Annotated in this window: 17 protein-coding genes; 11 read left to right on the top strand and 6 right to left on the bottom strand. The window is 58.5% G+C overall.

What is annotated here, in order from left to right; translation table 11 throughout:
- Window positions 1–561: 561 nt before the first annotated feature.
- The 5 genes from ACNJYD_RS08820 to ACNJYD_RS08800 all read left to right on the top strand — a co-directional run bounded on the left by ACNJYD_RS08820 (window position 562) and on the right by ACNJYD_RS08800 (window position 5,530).
- The gene (locus tag ACNJYD_RS08820) at window positions 562–1,383 is read left to right on the top strand and encodes a hypothetical protein (RefSeq protein WP_439366014.1); all 822 of its coding nucleotides are present in this window, start codon (window positions 562–564) and stop codon (window positions 1,381–1,383) included.
- A 1,559-nt stretch (window positions 1,384–2,942) separates the two neighbouring features.
- The gene (locus ACNJYD_RS08815; protein ID WP_439366013.1) at window positions 2,943–3,368 is read left to right on the top strand and encodes a hypothetical protein; all 426 of its coding nucleotides are present in this window, start codon (window positions 2,943–2,945) and stop codon (window positions 3,366–3,368) included.
- 78 nt (window positions 3,369–3,446) lie between these two features.
- Entirely contained in the window at window positions 3,447–4,634 is a 1,188-nt protein-coding gene (locus ACNJYD_RS08810) for an IS256 family transposase (protein WP_370090950.1), read from the top strand.
- 240 nt (window positions 4,635–4,874) lie between these two features.
- Window positions 4,875–5,204, top strand: a complete 330-nt coding sequence (locus ACNJYD_RS08805; protein WP_439367434.1) for a hypothetical protein — start codon at window positions 4,875–4,877, stop codon at window positions 5,202–5,204.
- A 149-nt stretch (window positions 5,205–5,353) separates the two neighbouring features.
- Window positions 5,354–5,530, top strand: coding sequence for a hypothetical protein (locus ACNJYD_RS08800; RefSeq protein ID WP_439366012.1), 177 nt, complete (start codon window positions 5,354–5,356; stop codon window positions 5,528–5,530).
- Window positions 5,531–5,913: 383 nt separating this feature from the next.
- Here ACNJYD_RS08800 and ACNJYD_RS08795 read toward each other — a convergent pair whose 3' ends face one another.
- The 4 genes from ACNJYD_RS08795 to ACNJYD_RS08780 all read right to left on the bottom strand — a co-directional run bounded on the left by ACNJYD_RS08795 (window position 5,914) and on the right by ACNJYD_RS08780 (window position 9,452).
- Entirely contained in the window at window positions 5,914–6,468 is a 555-nt protein-coding gene (locus tag ACNJYD_RS08795) for a hypothetical protein (protein WP_439366011.1), read from the bottom strand.
- A gap of 1,346 nt (window positions 6,469–7,814) precedes the next feature.
- Window positions 7,815–8,159 carry a hypothetical protein gene (locus tag ACNJYD_RS08790; RefSeq protein WP_439366010.1) on the bottom strand — a complete coding sequence of 115 codons (345 nt, stop codon included), beginning with the start codon at window positions 8,157–8,159 and terminating at the stop codon, window positions 7,815–7,817.
- Entirely contained in the window at window positions 8,156–8,389 is a 234-nt protein-coding gene (locus ACNJYD_RS08785; protein WP_439366009.1) for a hypothetical protein, read from the bottom strand. Before ACNJYD_RS08785 ends, ACNJYD_RS08790 begins: the two co-directional genes overlap by 4 nt.
- Before the next feature lie 553 nt (window positions 8,390–8,942).
- Window positions 8,943–9,452, bottom strand: coding sequence for a hypothetical protein (locus ACNJYD_RS08780; protein ID WP_439366008.1), 510 nt, complete (start codon window positions 9,450–9,452; stop codon window positions 8,943–8,945).
- A gap of 294 nt (window positions 9,453–9,746) precedes the next feature.
- On the opposite strand from ACNJYD_RS08780, the gene ACNJYD_RS08775 reads away from it, so the two are divergent.
- A complete protein-coding gene (locus ACNJYD_RS08775; protein ID WP_439366007.1) occupies window positions 9,747–10,331 on the top strand; it encodes a hypothetical protein in 585 nt (194 codons plus the stop codon).
- A gap of 907 nt (window positions 10,332–11,238) precedes the next feature.
- Here the strand turns inward: ACNJYD_RS08775 and panD are convergent.
- Window positions 11,239–11,592: an aspartate 1-decarboxylase gene (gene panD, locus ACNJYD_RS08770; protein WP_439366006.1), complete on the bottom strand. Its 354-nt coding sequence runs from the start codon at window positions 11,590–11,592 to the stop codon at window positions 11,239–11,241.
- An 864-nt stretch (window positions 11,593–12,456) separates the two neighbouring features.
- Between panD and ACNJYD_RS08765 the strand changes: the two genes are divergently transcribed.
- From ACNJYD_RS08765 to ACNJYD_RS08750, 4 genes are all read left to right on the top strand, one after another.
- Complete coding sequence (locus tag ACNJYD_RS08765) at window positions 12,457–12,714, top strand: FCD domain-containing protein (RefSeq protein WP_439367433.1); 258 nt, start codon at window positions 12,457–12,459, stop codon at window positions 12,712–12,714.
- 129 nt (window positions 12,715–12,843) lie between these two features.
- Window positions 12,844–13,188: a Dabb family protein gene (locus tag ACNJYD_RS08760; RefSeq protein ID WP_439366005.1), complete on the top strand. Its 345-nt coding sequence runs from the start codon at window positions 12,844–12,846 to the stop codon at window positions 13,186–13,188.
- A gap of 116 nt (window positions 13,189–13,304) precedes the next feature.
- Window positions 13,305–14,696: an aminodeoxychorismate synthase component I gene (pabB, locus tag ACNJYD_RS08755; RefSeq protein ID WP_439366004.1), complete on the top strand. Its 1,392-nt coding sequence runs from the start codon at window positions 13,305–13,307 to the stop codon at window positions 14,694–14,696.
- Window positions 14,696–15,289 (top strand): anthranilate synthase component II, encoded by a 594-nt coding sequence (locus ACNJYD_RS08750; RefSeq protein WP_439366003.1) that lies wholly within the window; start codon window positions 14,696–14,698, stop codon window positions 15,287–15,289. Before pabB ends, ACNJYD_RS08750 begins: the two co-directional genes overlap by 1 nt.
- 29 nt (window positions 15,290–15,318) lie before the next feature.
- Here ACNJYD_RS08750 and ACNJYD_RS08745 read toward each other — a convergent pair whose 3' ends face one another.
- Window positions 15,319–16,206, bottom strand: a complete 888-nt coding sequence (locus ACNJYD_RS08745; RefSeq protein ID WP_439366002.1) for a LysR family transcriptional regulator — start codon at window positions 16,204–16,206, stop codon at window positions 15,319–15,321.
- Window positions 16,207–16,310: 104 nt separating this feature from the next.
- Between ACNJYD_RS08745 and ACNJYD_RS08740 the strand changes: the two genes are divergently transcribed.
- Window positions 16,311–17,810: a CoA-acylating methylmalonate-semialdehyde dehydrogenase gene (locus ACNJYD_RS08740; protein ID WP_439366001.1), complete on the top strand. Its 1,500-nt coding sequence runs from the start codon at window positions 16,311–16,313 to the stop codon at window positions 17,808–17,810.
- The last annotated feature ends 243 nt before the right edge of the window (window positions 17,811–18,053 follow it).

Raw genomic sequence — 18,053 nt, 5'->3', positions numbered from 1 at the left:
GAAATAGCGCGCAGGCCGCCGAATGATTTCGGCAAGCGGCGCGTCGTCGGCCCGACTGCTATTTTGTCGGGCAGTCCTTCGTGCCCCAGGATGCCCCCCCTATCTTGCAGCGCCAGCTCACAACTTCGTCAACTCTGCAAAGCCCCAACGGGTTACCCGTCACTTTCCCCTGCCGAAATCCGGAAACGATAGGCGTTCGTCACGCCCCCCAGGGGCAGGAACCTACACGGCCGAAGGCGCGGCCCCCGCTGCCATTGTCGCCACCCCAGAAAAGTTCGCCGAATTCAGCGCGCGCCTGCGGGGCGCGTTATTCGGCGGCGAAGCGCGCCCAAGAGAGAATATCGAAGAGATGAGCTTCTTAGCTTTCGAGAGACACCGGGGAAAGCGACGAGCGAGGGGTGGCTGTCAACGTTGAAGCGGGCGTCGTCGTCGCCAACTTGGCGACGATTGCGGCCGCCAGCCTTGCACGAACCAAACCACGTCCTTGTCTTCGGCAGAAAATGCTTGGCCCCGCAACTAATAAGTGTGGTAGAAAGGATCGTTCACGACATGGAGCCTAGCATGTTTCACAATACATTGCTTCCAGTAGGTGTCCTCACGTCATTGCTTACGACCATTTTTACCGCTGCTGCTCAAACGGTCCGGGATGCGCAAGTAAGCGCCATCCGGCTGACAATCGCGGAGACCGTGCTGGCGACGAATTCCCAGCTCAGCGACAGGCCAGGCTTGCTTTTAAAGGAGATGAATTGGCACGCACAGCTGAATGATCGAAGCTGGTCTCTAACAATGACAGGCTTCGCAGAGACCGGACGAATTGAAATTGGCTTCGGTGGATTTCTTTGGGGCAGTGACACAGAGGACTGGATCGTGACCTACGCCGGAGCGGGGCAGGTCGCGGGCGAGCCGATAGAGATAAATGGCAAACTGGATTGGCCCTTCGACAAGCCGTCGTCCGACCGTCTTAAAGCCAATTTCAAACAGGTGGCGAAGTTTGGCAAGAATTCCACATGGGCTTGGATCGTCGGCACGGAAGTGATTGTCGGTGGGGCATTGGGCGGAGGTGCGGCAGTCCTTGTGTCTGCCGCCGCGCCGCCAGCCGCCATTGTGCTGGGTTTAGCGGGTGCGTTAACAGGAGCGAACGCGGCTGTTACTGTGAGCAACGCGGTTCGCAGCGCGATTGACGCAGACAGGCCGACTGCGCCGCCGGCCGCGCCGCCTGAGCCATCCCCAGGCAAGGATGAGCGTCTGTTGCCGAAAGATGGCATCCTTTATGCCGCCGTAGCACGAGACGGAAATGTGGTGGGAAGCGGGTCGGCCGCACGGTACATTCTCACCGGAACTGCACAGGTCGGTTATATGTCAGGTAGGCTGACGCGGCAGTGAAAGGACGTTTGGTCCGACTACTGAAAGCCACCTCCCAGCAAAGCTATTGGAACTAAACCTTGAGAGCTTTCATTTTTCTTTGAGAGTTTTCATTGTTCCAGGAACAACTTGCTGGAGGCATCCCGGTTGCGACAACCATTTCAAAGGAGGAACGTGCAACTCACAATGTTTATTGGCTCGGTCGCGCTCGGATCGGCTGGCATGTTCTGTGGTAGCTGGCTGCTGGCTAACGGCGATCTGTCCTTTGCGACAGGAGTTATCGGCAGCGTATTTCCGTTGGCAATCGGTTGTATTGGACTGCGCAAACTGTCCAAGTCTTGAGCGCCCAACCACAGGTCCGTCAAAACCAGCGGCTCGCGTCTTCGCGGCTTAACTGCGTGGCTTGACGCGACGACTTCGCCTTGGGTGGCCCGGACGGGGCAATGTCCGCTGTTTGAGAAGCTAGCGCTCGGCAGCATCGCCAAAATCAGCATAAAGCTTGCCGATCGCTTGGCTTCGGCAGCTGGTCAGGCACCCTTGCCCCGCTGACTATCGCGCAGGGCGAAGCTAATCGTCGTTGACGATGTCGAAGCTGTGAGCGACAGCCGCTTCGCCCAACGTCATTGCCCGGCGTCCAAATGCAAGAGACTTTCGCAGAACGTGTCGCCTGCGCGAGCATGACGTCGCCTGCCACCAAAGCCTTTTCACGAACGAAACACCACCCGGTCTCCGGCTGTCCGGCTCCGTGGATCTGCACAACATTGCTCACGGTACCATATTGAATTAGATACCGTCTGGCCGTGTGAGAGCCAGTGGCTTCGAAATAAAGATGACCGGCCAAGGATTTACACCCGTGACCCGAATTCCAGAAGGTGGCGATCGAAACAGACGAGATGTCAGTGCTCGCACTCGCCAACTGGATGATCTCGCCGAGACTGCCTCGATTGCCTCCGAGTGGTGCGCCGGGCCTATCAGGCTTGCTCATGGGCGGGGCCGCCGACGAAAGCGGCCGCCCCTTGCCGCGAAGGCATCAGTACGCGAAACAAGGACGCTCTTTGCGACTGCGTTAGCATTGGCGCCGCCGCCGGCAAGTGCATTAAGATACGATCGTAGCGTTACTTGGATGGCTTACGGGTCGTGTCGCTTCGTGCCGGCCTGCGCGAGGTGATCGCATCCACCTTCTTCAGCGTCTGTGCAAACTCAGATCGGAGAAGCTGTTCGTGCTTCGGGTCTGTAGGCTCCGAGAGGAATGTAATCTTCACGAGGAAGCGGTTCAGTAGCGATGCTATCACAAGATTGTCCGAGTGCTGCGAGCGCAGGGCCTTGAGTTGCCGACGCATCCCGATAAGGTCAAGCCTTCCGTAGTCTGACTGCTGTTTCAAATAGAATGGTCTGCAATCAAACGAAGCCGCCGCGTCGAACATATTGGCGCGACGGCTTCGCATGGGGCCCGGACCAAGGAGCAATGTCCAGCCATGAGAAGCTGGCGCCCCGCAGCTTTGCTGCAATCAAAGTCTGGAATTAAGCTTGATGTCCCCCTGGCGGGTTAATTCTGGAACTTCGCGCCTTCCGCTGATCAGTTGGGCTTCGGTAGCCTGATCGGCCAGCGTGGCGCCGCTGCAATCGCGCAGCGTCAGATCAGCATAGCCGGCGTCGAAAGGGGCGCGATCATCGTCCAACGGTCATTGTCCCTCATCCAAATCCAAGAGATTTTCGCTGAACGTGTCGCCTGTCTCGACAGCGGCGTTCAGGTTGATTTCCGAGATACGGCCTGGGTCAAGCGAGTGCCGCACCGCAAGCCGTCTCAGAAGGTCCGCGTTCTCGACACCGACGCGATAGACGCGGGCGCCAGCGTCTTCCTGTCGCGGCCGTCCACCCTGCCCCGACAGCTGAATATCGCAGGGCTTGCAAAGTCCGAAAATGCGCGGCGCTTGGTTCGCCGCCAGTCCGATGTCGAGCGCGATCTCGCGCGCGGTCAGCCGATGCTCTTCCGCGAGGAAAGATAACGTACAGAGTCTTTCGCACTTTCAGGATTGACGGCTTCTTCTAGAATGAAGGAGCTTTGAATGAACGATGGGAATGCCATGGGTCAGGTGATCCAAATTGATGAGGCCCGGATTCGAGATCACCTGGGCGAGATGGTCCGCGGGACAGTGGAAGAGACACTGAACGCGATGCTGGAGGCCGAAGCGGACCAGCTGTGCGGTGCTGGGCGGTATGAGCGCAGCCCGGCGCGGCAGGACACGCGGGCAGGCAGCTACGAGCGAACGCTGCAGACCAAGGCGGGCGACGTCAATCTGAAGGTTCCGAAGCTACGGCGGCAAACCTTCGAGACGGCGATTATCGAGCGCTACCGGAGGCGGGAGAGCTCGGTTGAGGAGGCGCTGATCGAGATGTATCTGGCGGGGATTTCGGTTCGGCGGGTCGAAGACATCACGGAGGCGCTGTGGGGCACCCGGGTCAGCCCGAGCACAGTGTCGAACCTGAACAAGAAGATCTATACCAAGATCGAGGCGTGGCGGAATCGCAGGATCGAAGGCGAGCATCCGTATCTCTACCTCGACGGCATCGTGATGAAGCGCAGCTGGGCTGGTGAGGTTCGCAACGTGTCGCTGCTGGTGGCCTCGGCGGTCAATGCTGAGGGGTTCCGGGAGATCCTCGGCATCTGTGAAGGCGCCAAGGAGGACAAATCCGGCTGGTCCTCGTTTCTGCGGCATCTCGTCGATCGCGGTCTCAAGGGCGTGCAGCTGGTGATTTCCGACGCGTGCCGAGGTCTTGTCGAAAGCGTTGCGGATTATCTGCCGGAGGCACGCTATCAACGCTGCATGGTGCATTTTTATCGCAATGTCTTCAGCCACGTGCCGTCGACCCGGGTCCGCGAGGTGAGCCACATGCTCAAGGCCATTCATGCCCAGGAGAGCCGCGCCGCGGCCGACGAGAAAGCCAGGACCGTCATCGCGGATCTGCGGGCCAGCCGTATGGCCAAAGCTGCTGATCTCGTCGAGCAGGCGGTTCACGAGACGCTCGCCTACTATGCTTTTCCGGACATCCATTGGCGGAAGATTCGAACGAACAATCCGCTCGAGCGCATCATGAAGGAGATCCGGCGACGAACCCGTGTCGTCGGCGCCTTCCCCGACGGTCAATCCTGTCTCAACTTAGCGGCGGCCCGGCTGCGGCACATTGCCGGAACGGCGTGGTCGACCAAATGCTACATGAACATGCGACCGCTCTATCAGCCACAACTCTCTGAAACCGGAGCCGTCGCCTGATCAAAAGTGCGAAAGATTCTGGACAGTACCCGAGGAAACGAACCCATGCGACGCTATCGTCGCTCCATTCAATGCGACGATGGACGGCGCTGGGGCTTCGACATTTGGGCCCCTCTTTTGCGGGGTCCGCATCGTGGCGCGATTGACGAACCCTGCGGTTTAGTCGGGCGAGCCGCGGCTTCCGGATCGGCGCTTGGACGTTCTGCGGTATGTGGTAGCGAGGCGGCTACGTTGGGACGCATGATGGGCGGGCGCGTACAACAGGAACTGATTGGCTGCTCCGACTGCGGCGGCAATGTCTCATTTTCGGCCGTCGCCTGCCCGCACTGCGGCTCGCGTGAGCCAGCCGGTCCTTATGTGCAAAGCTCCAAAGAGCAACGCCTGCACCGGATCCAAGAGCTGAACGATCAGACACTGATCGGAATGATTGTCTTGTGTACAGGTATCGGCTTCTTCTACGGCGCGGGGTTAATCGGTCCCGGTGGCGCCGCCCGCTATGGCCTAATCGGCGCTATCATCGGCGCACCGTCCGGTTTCATCATCAATGTGAGCCGCCGGCTGTTTGAGTGATCCTGCACAGGTCACGCCGCCGACACAAACACCGGGAAATATCCCGGCGTCACAACCAATGACCCAGTACGCCAATGCCGCCGCTGCTCAATACAGTTGTCGCCGATCTGGCGCCCTCCGGTCCGACCTTACCGTCTACGAAAGAGCACATGACCACGTATTCGCGCCTGCTCGAGGCCAATGCCGAAGGCGCTGACTGGCGCGAGGTATCGCAGATGCCCAAGCGGGCCCGGAAGGCGTTTGAAACCCATCTTGAGCGCGCGTTATGTATGGCCAACAGCGGATACCGTCAACTGCTGCGAGGCGGGCCTTCGAAGGCTCCGTAACGGCAGAGAGCGCGGACAGTCTCTTCGAGCAAAACGGCCGGCGGAGGTGTCATCCACCGCCGGCCATCTTACGCTGCCTTTGGGCTGGGGGGCTGATTAGGCAGCGATAACAGTGGCTGCAAGCCTGCCGAACGGCGGTTAATAACCCACTAACCAATTCGGGCGGGCTCCGGATCATTCAAAGGCCGGAAATGGGCCGCCTTGCGTCTTCAGGCGAGCCCCATTGTAATCGGCATTCAGCGCAGCATGGACCTGGGGCGGCCAAAATGTTCGGATGGGACGATCAAAGAAGTCGGTTTTGGCCTCTGCCGAAGAGACTTATAGGCGATCTCTTCGAACCTCTGACGCACCTGTCAGCCCTCGACAGGCTGCTTCCATGGTACCTAAAAGAGACCGACGAAGGGCGACTTGTGTATCCGGCGTGTAAACGCACCCTGAATGACGCCGATGGAAATGTTCGGGCAATTTGGGAACACATCCGGCTCGAAGCGTGCCGCTACGTGATCATGGTGCCGAGGCGCGACGTAGAACTTTTGGTTAGCGCTGTGCGCCAGCCCGAAATGATGGATGCCTTTCTCCGGTAGCCTCCACACGAAGAAACGATCGTCGATTTCAAGGGCGTTCCCGTTGTCGATTATTCGAGTGCAATCACCGCAGGCCTGAACTGGCTCGACCATTGCGCCTTCCTCGGCGGCGTTGACCCTGACAAGTTCAGCCGGACGAGACGGGACTTCCGGCGTCTCGTGGTGCTCGCGCAACAATGGTGGGCGATCGAAGATGCGGGCCCACGCTCCTACATGATGCTTGCGAACCGCGAGCTCCCGCCGCTGATGTTCTATCTCATGTGGCAGAGCTATACGCGCTTGGCCAAGGAGATTGCGATTGCGGCGATCTATGGATCGTCGCTCGATCGCGCTATAGAGCAGCAGCGACAGCATCTTAAGAAGACGCTCACTTCGCAGCCCGGTCAAATGCAAGCTGCCCTCTCTGCGCTGGCCGAAACCACGGCGAGATTCAAAAGCGCTTCCGATCCAGACGACTTGGTTCGATCGTAGCCTCCTCGATTTTTGCAGCTGGCAGGGTCGGCGCCTTTCGTGGTCGTGGATCCTCAGCAGGGCCCTAAGGTCTTAGGTCTTAGTCGGGACCCACCGGATCGTCCGTCTGCGGTCGCGGCTGAAGGAAAACGTAAGCGGAGGCGTCGCTCCCGCTTTTGGAAGTTGCACCCCCACGCGCGCTTTGCTCTCAGCCGATCGCAGCGACGAACGAAGTTCGCTGCTGGTCTTTCGAAGGACAAAATGGTGAGCGAGGCCGGCTTGATCGTTCAGTCCTATTGCGATCCCATCAGGTTGTTCGGTCGGGTGCGCCTGCACCCGACTGGCCGGCGTCATTCTTGTGAAGCCGGGCCCTCTAGTGGCCACGCTACTAACGCCCGCTGAAAGGGCGGTCGTCATGTCGTGGGCAAGCCGCGCCCCGGCGTCAGCGTCAAATCCAATATTGACAATCTTGCCACTCGCAAACGTGAATTGAAGCGCGCTCGTCTTTCCGTCTGCGCCGACCAGTGAAACTGCACTCGAATCAGTTAGATAAGCAGACTTTCTGCTGTGGGCATGTGTTGCGCTTCCTTTGTTAGGCCGGGAAATCCTTTTCGCGCGCAGAAAGCTCGCTGAGGAAGGACCATTGGTTTTCGGTTCGTTTTTCGCGCCCTTCTCGTGACTGTTTCAGAACCTTTTGGAGGATGCTGTAGTAGTCGAAGACGATATCGGCACGGACGCCCATATGCTTCGCGGAGCGCGGACGCGATCTCCCACGCCTCGGCGCCGCGCGCAGATGCTTGCTCGTCCAACGTTATGTCGAGATCGTCCATCGTATGTTCGCCGCACCCGACGATGGCGTTCTGACTGGTGTGAACTCGGCTGGGAAAATCCAAGCATTTCGCCAGGAGATTTCGGTCCAGCGCCCGCCAGGCCTCAGTGTCGGCAGGGTATTCGGGCAGCTCGGGCAATTTCGTGCGCCAAGATGGATAGGGTTCCTCCGGCAGCTGCTCGGCATTTGAGTTTTCGAAATAAAATCGCAGCACTCCGAGGCGTACGCCTCCAAGAGCACGGCTACCCGGAACGCGAGATATGCCGCCTTCTCGTTCTTCACGGCGCGTTCTCGATACAGTGTGACGCCGCCTTGTACCACGGCTGTTCCTATGCCAGCTCCGACCGCCGTCTTAAGCAAGGACAGCAATTCCAACGTGGTCGGGTCGAACATCGGGCTCACTTTGCGAGCTCGCACAAGGTCATTTATGGAAGATCGCCCAAGCGCAGCCGATCACCGCGGCGGCCGCGGCGACGGTCGCGGCCCAGGCCGCAACACTTGTCCAGAACACATGGTGACTGTGTCTCTCGGCTTCCAAGGCGTCGCGCTTGCGGTCATGCCACGCGAGCCATTCCTGCGCGAACCCGATCGTCACAACCTGCAATTCGCCGATAGCAATAGCACCGGCAGAACCGGCGTCAGTTTGCGCCAGTCGCGCCCGAACGTTTTGCGGGCCGAGCGTTTCAACTTCTTCGAACCATCGTTTGGCTTGTTCCGGTAGGTTACTCCACCGGGACCTCTCATAGGGAAAGCGGTCCGTCTTCATCGCGGTTGGTCCTTTGCGACGATGGCGCAGCCGCGTTTCAGTGCCGCCTCGAAGACTTGCTTTAGGCCGGGATCCGCTAGGATGGCCTCGCCGGGCAGGAAGTCCGCCATGACGTGCCACTCGAAGCCGCTGTGGGGATCGGGCAGCTTCATCGGATTGAGCACGTAGGCGGTGCGACCTGGACCTTCTCCGAAGGCGCCTCGCTCGACGAATTTCTGCAGCCTGTTCATTCTGTCCCCTTTAGACGAAGCGTTCAGCGGGCCGCGAGATCATGGTCGTTCTGATGCCATGGGCCTCTCAGCGAGAAGCCTCAGGGCGATCGGTTCGACGTCTTCGCGCCAGTAGTCGTCACCGTTCCGAAGGACGCTTCCCAGCATTCCGGGAGAATAGACAGCTGGCTCCGGCCGGCCGGGGTACGCCCTCCAGCGAGCATTGGTCGGCGTGTGGATGACCTCGTTTTCGTCGAGTTGAAACTGATCCCTGGTGACCCGCGTTCGCGCCATTACTTTGTCCCGGTTTGTGGGGCGACACTACACGCGCGGTCACCGGCCGGGCATGCTCCCGGCGCCGTTATCCCCGGCAAAACTCCGCCAACCTCCGGAATGTGTTGGTAGCGACTTTGGTATGCCGTCGATTTGCTTTAGAAATTCGTGTGAATCATTGGTATCTTACATCTTAGTTTCGATCCCATCAGCCGGCGTCGTGTAGCGTCGGAGGTTGGAATGCGAGCATCGAGTCGCAAGGAATGCTTTTCGCGAGCGCTGCTGATAATCAGCGCTAACATTACGGCCCCGCTTGCGGAGACTTAAAGTCAGCCACAGACCCCAAAGTGCCTTTAATCGCAGCCACATCGGCCGATATCTTTGTATTGAGCGAAGTGATCTCGCCCGCATGATTGGATGGAACGCCATTGGATCCGCCCGGACAACTGTCTTCCACGGCCAACTTGTTTTGAGCGGCTAGATCCTGCAGAATCTTTTCGACGTTCGAAGCCGCATCCTTAATAGCCCTACTTTGACTCGCCGCGATGGAGGCGTACTGTGTCGACGTGGCCGCATTCCCGCTCGATGTGGTAAATGCACCCGCCTTTGCCACGTTGTTCGTATACTCCAAGATCGCCCCGATAATTACGAGGACGATGGCAAATCCCTCGAACATATAGATCGAACTCAGGATCGACGATCGCGGCTTGACCATTCCCTGCTCCTTCAGAAGGAGCCTATACGCCAGCCAAGCAAGCAGAAAGCCCAACCCAATAGCGCCATAACTCAAGATGGATGATGCATAAGACATTCGCTGGCCCTCCGACGAAACGGTTGAACCTTAGCCAAACGCTGGAGCGTCCCACTTTGCAACATATAGAACCCACTTGAAAGAGATTTGAAACCTAAGCGGTCAACTCTTACCCCTCGCACCGGCGCCTCGCACTGCTTCGAACCCCTTCGCCCGCCGTGCTTCGCACCTTATATTCTTCCGGCCGGTGCGAAGCCCGGCCCCGGTCACCGACTGGCTTGCACGCTTTCCCCCATTTGACATTCATTAGAAACGTCAAAGCCGGAGGCCGGGATATCTGGAGTGTTACCAATAATGACGATGACGGATGATCAAGACGAAAGCGAGTTCCAGTTGCTGGGATTGGCACTCTATGCCGCGCAGCGCGTGGAATTCACCCTTTACGGACTCGCTGCCCACGCAGCTCACACCCCTACAGCTAAGAAGGAACGACGCTTTCGCGACCTGACACCAGAAAAATTTTTAAGAGGAGATGCTAGCGAGCTTAAGGCCACCCTGGGGCAACTAGTCACGACATTCGGAGAGGCTTTCCTTATCCGGACGCCCGAACTCATTTCATTCTACGAAGATCGCAATCTTCTAGCGCACGACTATTTCCGCACGTTTCGTACAAACATTCGCGGCACGCCAGATCGCCGTCAGGAAGGGCCTGAGTTCTTGCGAGACTTCATTAAGCGAGCCTTGTATTGGGAGACCGTGTTGCGCGGCCTCTTAGCCGAGATGATGAAAAGCGCGGCGCAAAAGGAAGGCCGAGAAGCCGAACTCGCATGGACGGCGGAAGACTTCGCAAGAATCGATCTATTCCGCGAACATGTAGCGAAATACCTAGCTGGCAATGGAGTCTCCGCAGAAGGATTGACTCCACGAAAGGATAGGTGACTAGCGCTCCATCGATGACGTATCGCAACCACGGCAGCGCGGCGTGCTAGTTTCAGCGGTGTCTTCTTCGCGGGTTTTTGGAAAACGAGAATTGCAGGGATCGACTACGATCTAGACCACTTGGATCCGTTCACGATTGAAGCGAAGGCCAAGGAGGAGGATGCTCCGCCATACATTGTCCGTGGCAGCTTTGGCTTTCACCGATCACCCGAGAAATCACCCCGGAAGATAGCCCGGCCCTCCATATGGTGCATGGTAAGGAGAAGCGTTGTTTCTGCCATCATCGCTATAAGCTCTCAAAAGACCAAGGCTTTGCCCTAAGAAATCATAATTGGCGAATTACAAAACAGGCCCCTGGAGGGACAGCCGGGCGCGCTGTCGCCGGGGCAGATCCCCCCACTGACGCCACCACCAGGCTGCTCCATAGCGCTGAGCCACGCCTGCACGCATGGCGCCAGCGGGGCCTGGGTCAACGCTACCGCACGAAATTCCGCCTCCGCCGCGCTTCGCGGAGCGGCGACGGTGAGAGTGCCAGGCTGCGAACTGTCTGCGTTGCGACCGCGGCCGACTGCGTTGCCGCTGGTCCCGTAGTCGGCGAACTCCTGCCGTTCTCTGCTGACGCGATTGACGTCCTACCCGAAGTGCTCGGTTGCCCAGCTTCCCCCACCCGCTAAGATTGCGCCGTGTCGCAGACACTCTTCAAGACGGATTGCAAGACTTGGTCCACAGCCGAAGCCTTATGGTGGTAAAATTGATACCTGCGCGCGGCTTGAGGACTCACAGCTGGCGGTCTCGTGCTGGGCTCCCACGTGCGCGGGCTACTCTCCTCGGAAACACCATCCGGATTCGTGCGAGCGCTTGGAACCCCTTGGGTAGGTTCTACGAAACCGATCGACGCGATCTTCGCTCAATCCGACAAAATCCGGTTGTCCCGATCAACTCTCACGACGCGCGGGCTAAACGTTCGTGCCTCGTTGTCGTTGAAGGAGGCGTATGCCACGATGATGAGCTTGTCTCCTGGTAGGGCCAGCCGTGCAGCTGCTCCATTCAGCCCGACTATTCCTGACCCCGCGGGTGCCTCGATGACGTAAGTGGCAAACCGTGCGCCAGTCTCGACATTATAGATTTCCACGTGCTCATTGGCCAAGAACCCCGCTGCGGTGAGCAGGTTACGATCAATCGAGATCGCACCTTCAGGGTGCAGATCGGCCTCAGTGACCGACGCGCGATGGATCTTTCCCTTCATCAAGGTAACCTGCATGTCCGACCTTCCAAGGACCTTTGCACACTACCGGTTACTGACGTCACCGGAACAAGTCGGAGGTGATGCCTAGCCTGCCCAATAGATATGGGGTTTGCATCGGAAATGTTCGCGATGAGCGCTCTGTGCTTGGAACATCAGATCGGGGCAAGGCAAGCCATACAGGCTTTCGGCCTCTACGCGCGTCCAATCACTGCGGACGGACCGGCTGTCGCCGAACGCCGCCGCTCCCACCGATACACGAACGTTCATAAGTCTCGCTTCTTCATCCACGACAGGCGATAATACTCGGGATTACGATAATCTCGGACCGGATGGATGCGGTGTGGGACGTCGAAGACAGCCCTTGGCAAACGTGCCGCCGAATGCCTTTGTTCGGTCCCGCAAGCTAATGATCGCATCATTCTAACACTAGTGCGATGCGAAACACCGCGAAAGCCGAGCAGCAATTGCAGAAATCCTGCGCGGACGCGCGTGTCCGTCTCTTCCGGCGTTGTGCCACCACGTGATAGATCATCTCAGTGAATGTGAGAATATCACAATCGCTGGGCTACCAACGCGATCGGAGAGCGGATCATCAGCGGGGCACTGCGGCCCGAGGCGCCGCTCCGTCAGGATGATATTGCGCGGGAAGCCGGTTCAAGCCGTGCTCCGCGATGCTTTTCGGCAACTCGGAGCCAAACACCCTGTTGTCGCTGCCGCGAAGGTGTTCGCGTCGCTCCCTTGATTACCCAATCGGTGAAGGAGATCGCCTACATCGCGCGGCGCTTGAGGTGGTTGCCTTGCGCAATTCGGCGCAAGACTCACGGCTTGGGAGCGCAAGAGCTGGCACTTCTTGATGGACAAGCTCGCAGCATCGAGGGTATGAGACCCCAACCGAGCATTCCACCAACGCTGGTTGCGCGTTGCCGCATGCCGCGTTCTCTTGAGAGTCTTCATGGATTGCAGCTTGCGAACTCGCGACTGGTTTTCGCGACGGCACGAAGTGGCGGTTGGCAAGCGCGATCCCATCAGGATCACCGCATGATTTTCCATGCTTTGCGTGCGTACGACGTCCATCGGGCTTGCAATCTGCTCGCCCGCCATATTCAAACGATCGAACGGCTTTCGCTTCCCCCCTGAACGTGAAATCGATCTTGTAGGCCCATTGCATAGAGACGAGACGCTGGGACGCGGCGGATCGCCCCTTGCTGCAGCGACCACTATCGAAGCTAATGATCTGACCATTCTTATGAAATCCGCCCAGACACCATGATACGTCACATCGTCTTGTTCAGCGCCAAAGATGACGCCAACATCAGCCAGATCATCGCTGGGCTTTCCGTTCTCACCCAAATCCCCCATGCAAATCGGCTCGAGATCGCTCGCAATCGCAAGAGCGATCAGATCGGCAACGATATCGACGTCGTCGTCTACGGAGAGTTCGAGAACGAGACGGAACTCGCGGCGTATAAAGCTCACGATCGATATCAGGAAGCGATCAGGCGCGTACGCCCCTTGCGGGAGCTGCGGTTTGCCGCCGACTATGAGGTACCAACAGATGCCCAGACCGGCCCAACGGTGGGGATTCCATTCGGTCCACACGCTACTTCATAAGCCTGTACTCGAGACGAGTGTACGGAGCCCCACGACACGATCGACTAGACGAATGCGCCCCGGAGTGCCGCGATCGAGCTACGCTACGCGCCGGCCTCCGACATTGCTGATGCCCGATGCATATTAGCGAATTCCAGTGGATCGAGCCCATCCACGCGATGCAACGGCTGGCGGGCCTGGCAAATCTGACATTTCTCGACAGCGCTGCTGGGCACGATGCGCTTGGGCGCTATTCGTATCTGGCTTGCGACCCGTTCGGCACGTTTATCGTCGTGGATGCTCAGGCGAGCTGGAATGGCCAGTTTGTCGAAGGCGATCCGTGGGACGTTCTGCGTGGTCTGCTGGCCAAATACCCGCAGGATCATCGTCCTGAACTCCCGCCGTTTCAGAGTGGCGCGGCCGGATTCTTTGGTTATGATTTGAACAGAACTTTGGAGCGCTTGGCCCCGCCGGCTACTTCGGGACAGCGCTTACCTGAGGCGATCTTGCATTTTTATGATGTGATCGTCAGCTTCGATCAAAGGTCTCAGAGATGCTTCATCGTGTCGACGGGCTGGCCCGAGCAGGATCCGGCAGCTCGCGCCGAGCGAGCGCGCGCCAGAGCCGATGAGCTAGCAGCGCTGCTTGCCGCCCGAACTCCACTGTTGCCGCCGGTCGCCGGCCCAGTAGCCGCATGGGAATCCAATTTTTCGCGGCGGGACTATATCGCCGCAGTCGAGCGGGTGATCGAATTGATTCTGGCGGGCGACCTCTTCCAGGCCAATGTTGCACAGCGATTCACGGCTCGCCTGTCGAGCTCGTTCGATCCGCTCGCCTTCTACGGTCGCCTTCGGTCAATGAACCCTGCTCCTTTTGCGGCGCTCTTGCGCTACGGCAAGCTCACGATTGCATCGAGCTCACCGGAACGTTTTCTCAAGCTCGATGGGCACGCTGTCGAAACGCGGCCGATCAAAGGCACGATCGCGCGCTCCGGCGATGCCAAGGAAGACCAACGCCGGGCCGAGCTCCTCCAGAACTCCGAAAAGGACCGCGCCGAAAATATCATGATCGTTGACCTTTTACGCAACGATCTGTCTCGCGTCTGCACCGCGGATTCGGTGGAGGTTCCAGTGCTGTGCGGTCTGGAGTCTTACGCCTCAGTACACCATCTCGTGTCGGTCGTTACCGCTGAGCTTGCACAGGGACAAGATGCCGTAACGCTCCTCAATGCGTGCTTCCCCGGGGGATCCATTACGGGGGCGCCCAAGGTGCGATCGATGGAAATCATCTGTGAGATCGAGGATGTCGCGCGGGAAATCTATTGCGGGTCAATTGGCTTTATCGGTTTTGACGGGCACATGGACACGAATATCGCAATCCGCACCGTCACTATCCGCGAGGACATGGCTATGTTCCACGCAGGAAGCGGCATAACGGTGCTATCAGATCCCGAGTCCGAATATAACGAGACGATCGCCAAAGCACAGCGCATCTTCGATGCATTTGATGATAACAATCATGGTGCTTGATGATTGTCATCATCGATAACTACGATTCGTTCGTTTTCAACATTGCTCGTTACTTCCGGAAGCTTGGTGAAGCAACCGAGGTGATCCGGAATGACGCTATTAGCGTCGGCGACCTCGCTCGCCTCACGCCACGCGCCGTGGTGATATCGCCAGGACCATGCACACCTATGGAGGCCGGCATATCAACTGCCGTTGTCCGGAAGCTCTCCGGCGTCATTCCAATTCTGGGGATCTGCCTCGGACATCAGTGCATCGGGAGTGCTTTCGGCGGAAATGTGAGGCGTGCAAGGCGGCCAATGCACGGCCGGTCCTCATCTCTGGCGCATGACGGTCAAGGACTGTTCGATGGACTCCCTTCTCCATTTAACGTCGGGCGGTACCACTCCCTAATTGTCGAGCTGGACGATTCTTGCGCGCCAAAGCTCGCCGTGCCGGCGCGCTCCGAGGAGGGCGAGATCATGGCGCTTACCCATCGCGACCATCCAACCTTTGGCCTACAGTTTCACCCTGAATCTATTCTGACGCAACAGGGGGAGGAAATCCTCAAAAATTTTCTTCGGCTAAGTATGAACTTCGGCGCGAGAGGATTGTAGAACAGGCGGGGGCTGGCTGGCGCAGCCGGTTAGTGCGCATCAAAGCTGGGGCGACACGATTTTACAGCAGCCACTATGAAGCGATGAACTTCCTGAACCCGCCGCACGTCGTGGGTATCGGGATGCGAGGTCAGCCAGTAGCTTCGAACGAACCGCACATCAGGGAGCAGACGCTGAAGCTCCGGATAGCGGCGGGCAGCATAGTCGTGCAGGATGCCAACGCCATGGCCGCTTCTCACCGCTTCCATTTGAGCAACCACGCTGCCACACTCGTAGCGGCGCGACATGAGCCGACCGAGTGCTGAGGCGTAGTCCAGGGCCCTGCTGTAAGCGAAATCCTCAACATGCGTCACGAACAATCGACCCGTCAGATCGCGCTGTGTCTCGATTTGGCCTTCGCGCGCGAGATAGCTCTCAGCCGCATAAACGCTGAGCGTGTAATCGGTCAATTTCGACAGGATCAATCGCCCCTGCTTCGGCCGGTCAAGAGTTATTGCAATGTCAGCTTCTCGGCGGGACAATGAAAAGGTGCGTGGAAGCGGCACCAATTGAATGATCAGACCGGGATGTCTGGCCGCGAGTGCCCCCAGCTGATCTGCTAGAAAGTAGTTGCCCAGTCCATCCGGGGCCCCAACGCGCACAGTGCCAGTGATCGCTTCAGCGGCGCCTCCGATACTTGCGCCCACCTTGAGCAACTCGCTTTCGGCGCGTTCCGCCGCCACGACGAGGGCGTCTCCTGCCGCTGTCAACACGCAGCCAGAAGTGTGGCGCTCAAGCAGCTTAACCTTGAGACTCCTTTCCAACGCCGTGACCTGGCGAGCGACCGTCGCATGGTTCAGCCGCAAATGCTTTGCCGCTTTCAAGAATTGCCCGGCACGCGCGACTTCAAGAAAGATCCGAACGCTTTCCCAATCCATCGACTACACTTTCTGCACAACGGAGTCGCGAATTTGGCCGTTGATGCGCAAATCTATGCATCCATTATGAGACCCGATCAAGCGATTTACAGGGGAGCGCTGCCGTGTCGGCAACCATTCGGAACTTCATCAATGGCGAACTGGTGCAAGGACGGAGCGGCAGGACTTCGCCGGTTTTTAATCCTGCAACTGGCCAACAATCCGCGACGCTCGGTTTGGCTTCGGCAGATGACGTGAGAACTGCTGTAGGTGCCGCGCGTGCCGCCTTCCCGGCCTGGGCCGCTACGCCCCCCCTCCGGCGAGCGAGGATTCTCAACCGGTTTTTGCGCATCTTGGAAGAGCGGACTGACGAACTCGCCCACGCGATCACAGCCGAACACGGCAAGGTGGTTTCAGATGCCAAGGGTGAAGTTCAGCGCGGAATGGAAGTAGTGGAGTTCGCCACGGGCGCACCGCAGCTCTTGAAGGGTGAAATTACGGAGAACGTCGGCTCGCGGGTTGACAGCCATTCGCTGCGGCAGCCCTTGGGTGTTGTGGCCGGCATCACGCCGTTCAACTTTCCGGCCATGGTCCCGATGTGGATGTTTCCCGTTGCGCTCGCCTGCGGCAACGCCTTCATTCTCAAACCATCCGAGCGCGATCCGTCTGCTTCGCTGATCATGGCGAAATGGCTCGAGGAAGCAGGCCTGCCCCGTGGCGTCTTCAACGTCGTGCAGGGCGACAAGGAAGCGGTTGACGCGCTTCTTACCCATCCTGATGTTGCAGCCGTGAGTTTCGTGGGTTCGACGCCAATTGCCCGCTACATTTACGAGACCGCGACCCGGCACGGCAAGCGCTGCCAGGCGCTCGGCGGAGCTAAGAACCATATGATTGTCATGCCGGACGCAGACATGGATCAGGCGGTCGATGCGCTAATGGGCGCTGCTTATGGCTCGGCCGGCGAGCGTTGCATGGCCATCTCGGTTGCTGTCCCGATCGGCGAGACGACTGCCCAGCGCCTGATCCAAAAGCTGGCCCCGAAGGTGCGCGCATTGAACATCGGACCCGGCACCGATCCCAATGCCGAGATGGGGCCCTTGGTGACCAAGCAGCATCTCGAGAAGGTTCGCGCCTATATCGATGCGGGTGTTGCCGAAGGAGCGGAGCTCGTGGTCGACGGACGCGACTTTAAGCGTCAGGGTTATGAAGACGGCTATTTCATCGGGGGCACGCTCTTCGACCGCGTCACGACGAAGATGAAAATCTATCGAGAGGAGATCTTCGGTCCGGTTCTAGCGGTCGCTCGCGCAAACTCGTATGATGATGCAGCGAACATGATCAACCAGCATGAATTTGGCAATGGCACAGCGATCTTCACCAGGGACGGCGATGCGGCCCGGGAATTCGCTCATCAGATTCAGGTGGGCATGGTCGGCATCAATGTGCCGATTCCGGTTCCGATGGCATTTCATTCGTTCGGCGGCTGGAAGGCATCTCTGTTTGGCGACCACCACATGCATGGCCCGGAAGGCATTCGCTTCTATACCAAGTTGAAGACAATCACGACGAGATGGCCAACGGGTATTCGAGCCGGAGCCGAATTCGTGATGCCGACGATGGGATAACCTTTTCCTTAGACAACAACCAAGTGCAGCGTTGTCGCGCGAACGAAGCAGAGAAGCAGGCCCCCCGTACGGTGGCTGAAGAGATGCCCAGAACGGTTATCCAGTGTCTCTTCGGCCGGGCAAATACGCGCCACAGCAGGTTTGCCGTGACGGCACCTGCGATGACCATCTGACCTACGAGATCCAGCTCGATCGGTCTGATGCGCGCTTGTTACACCTTGCCAAAGTGCCTTCAAATGGCGG

Source organism: Bradyrhizobium sp. SPXBL-02, assembly GCF_051853065.1.
In the GTDB taxonomy this organism is placed as follows: Bacteria; Pseudomonadota; Alphaproteobacteria; order Rhizobiales; family Xanthobacteraceae; genus Bradyrhizobium.
The sequence above is the reverse complement of the archived record's forward strand: the minus strand, read 5'-3'. Positions and strand labels throughout refer to the sequence as shown.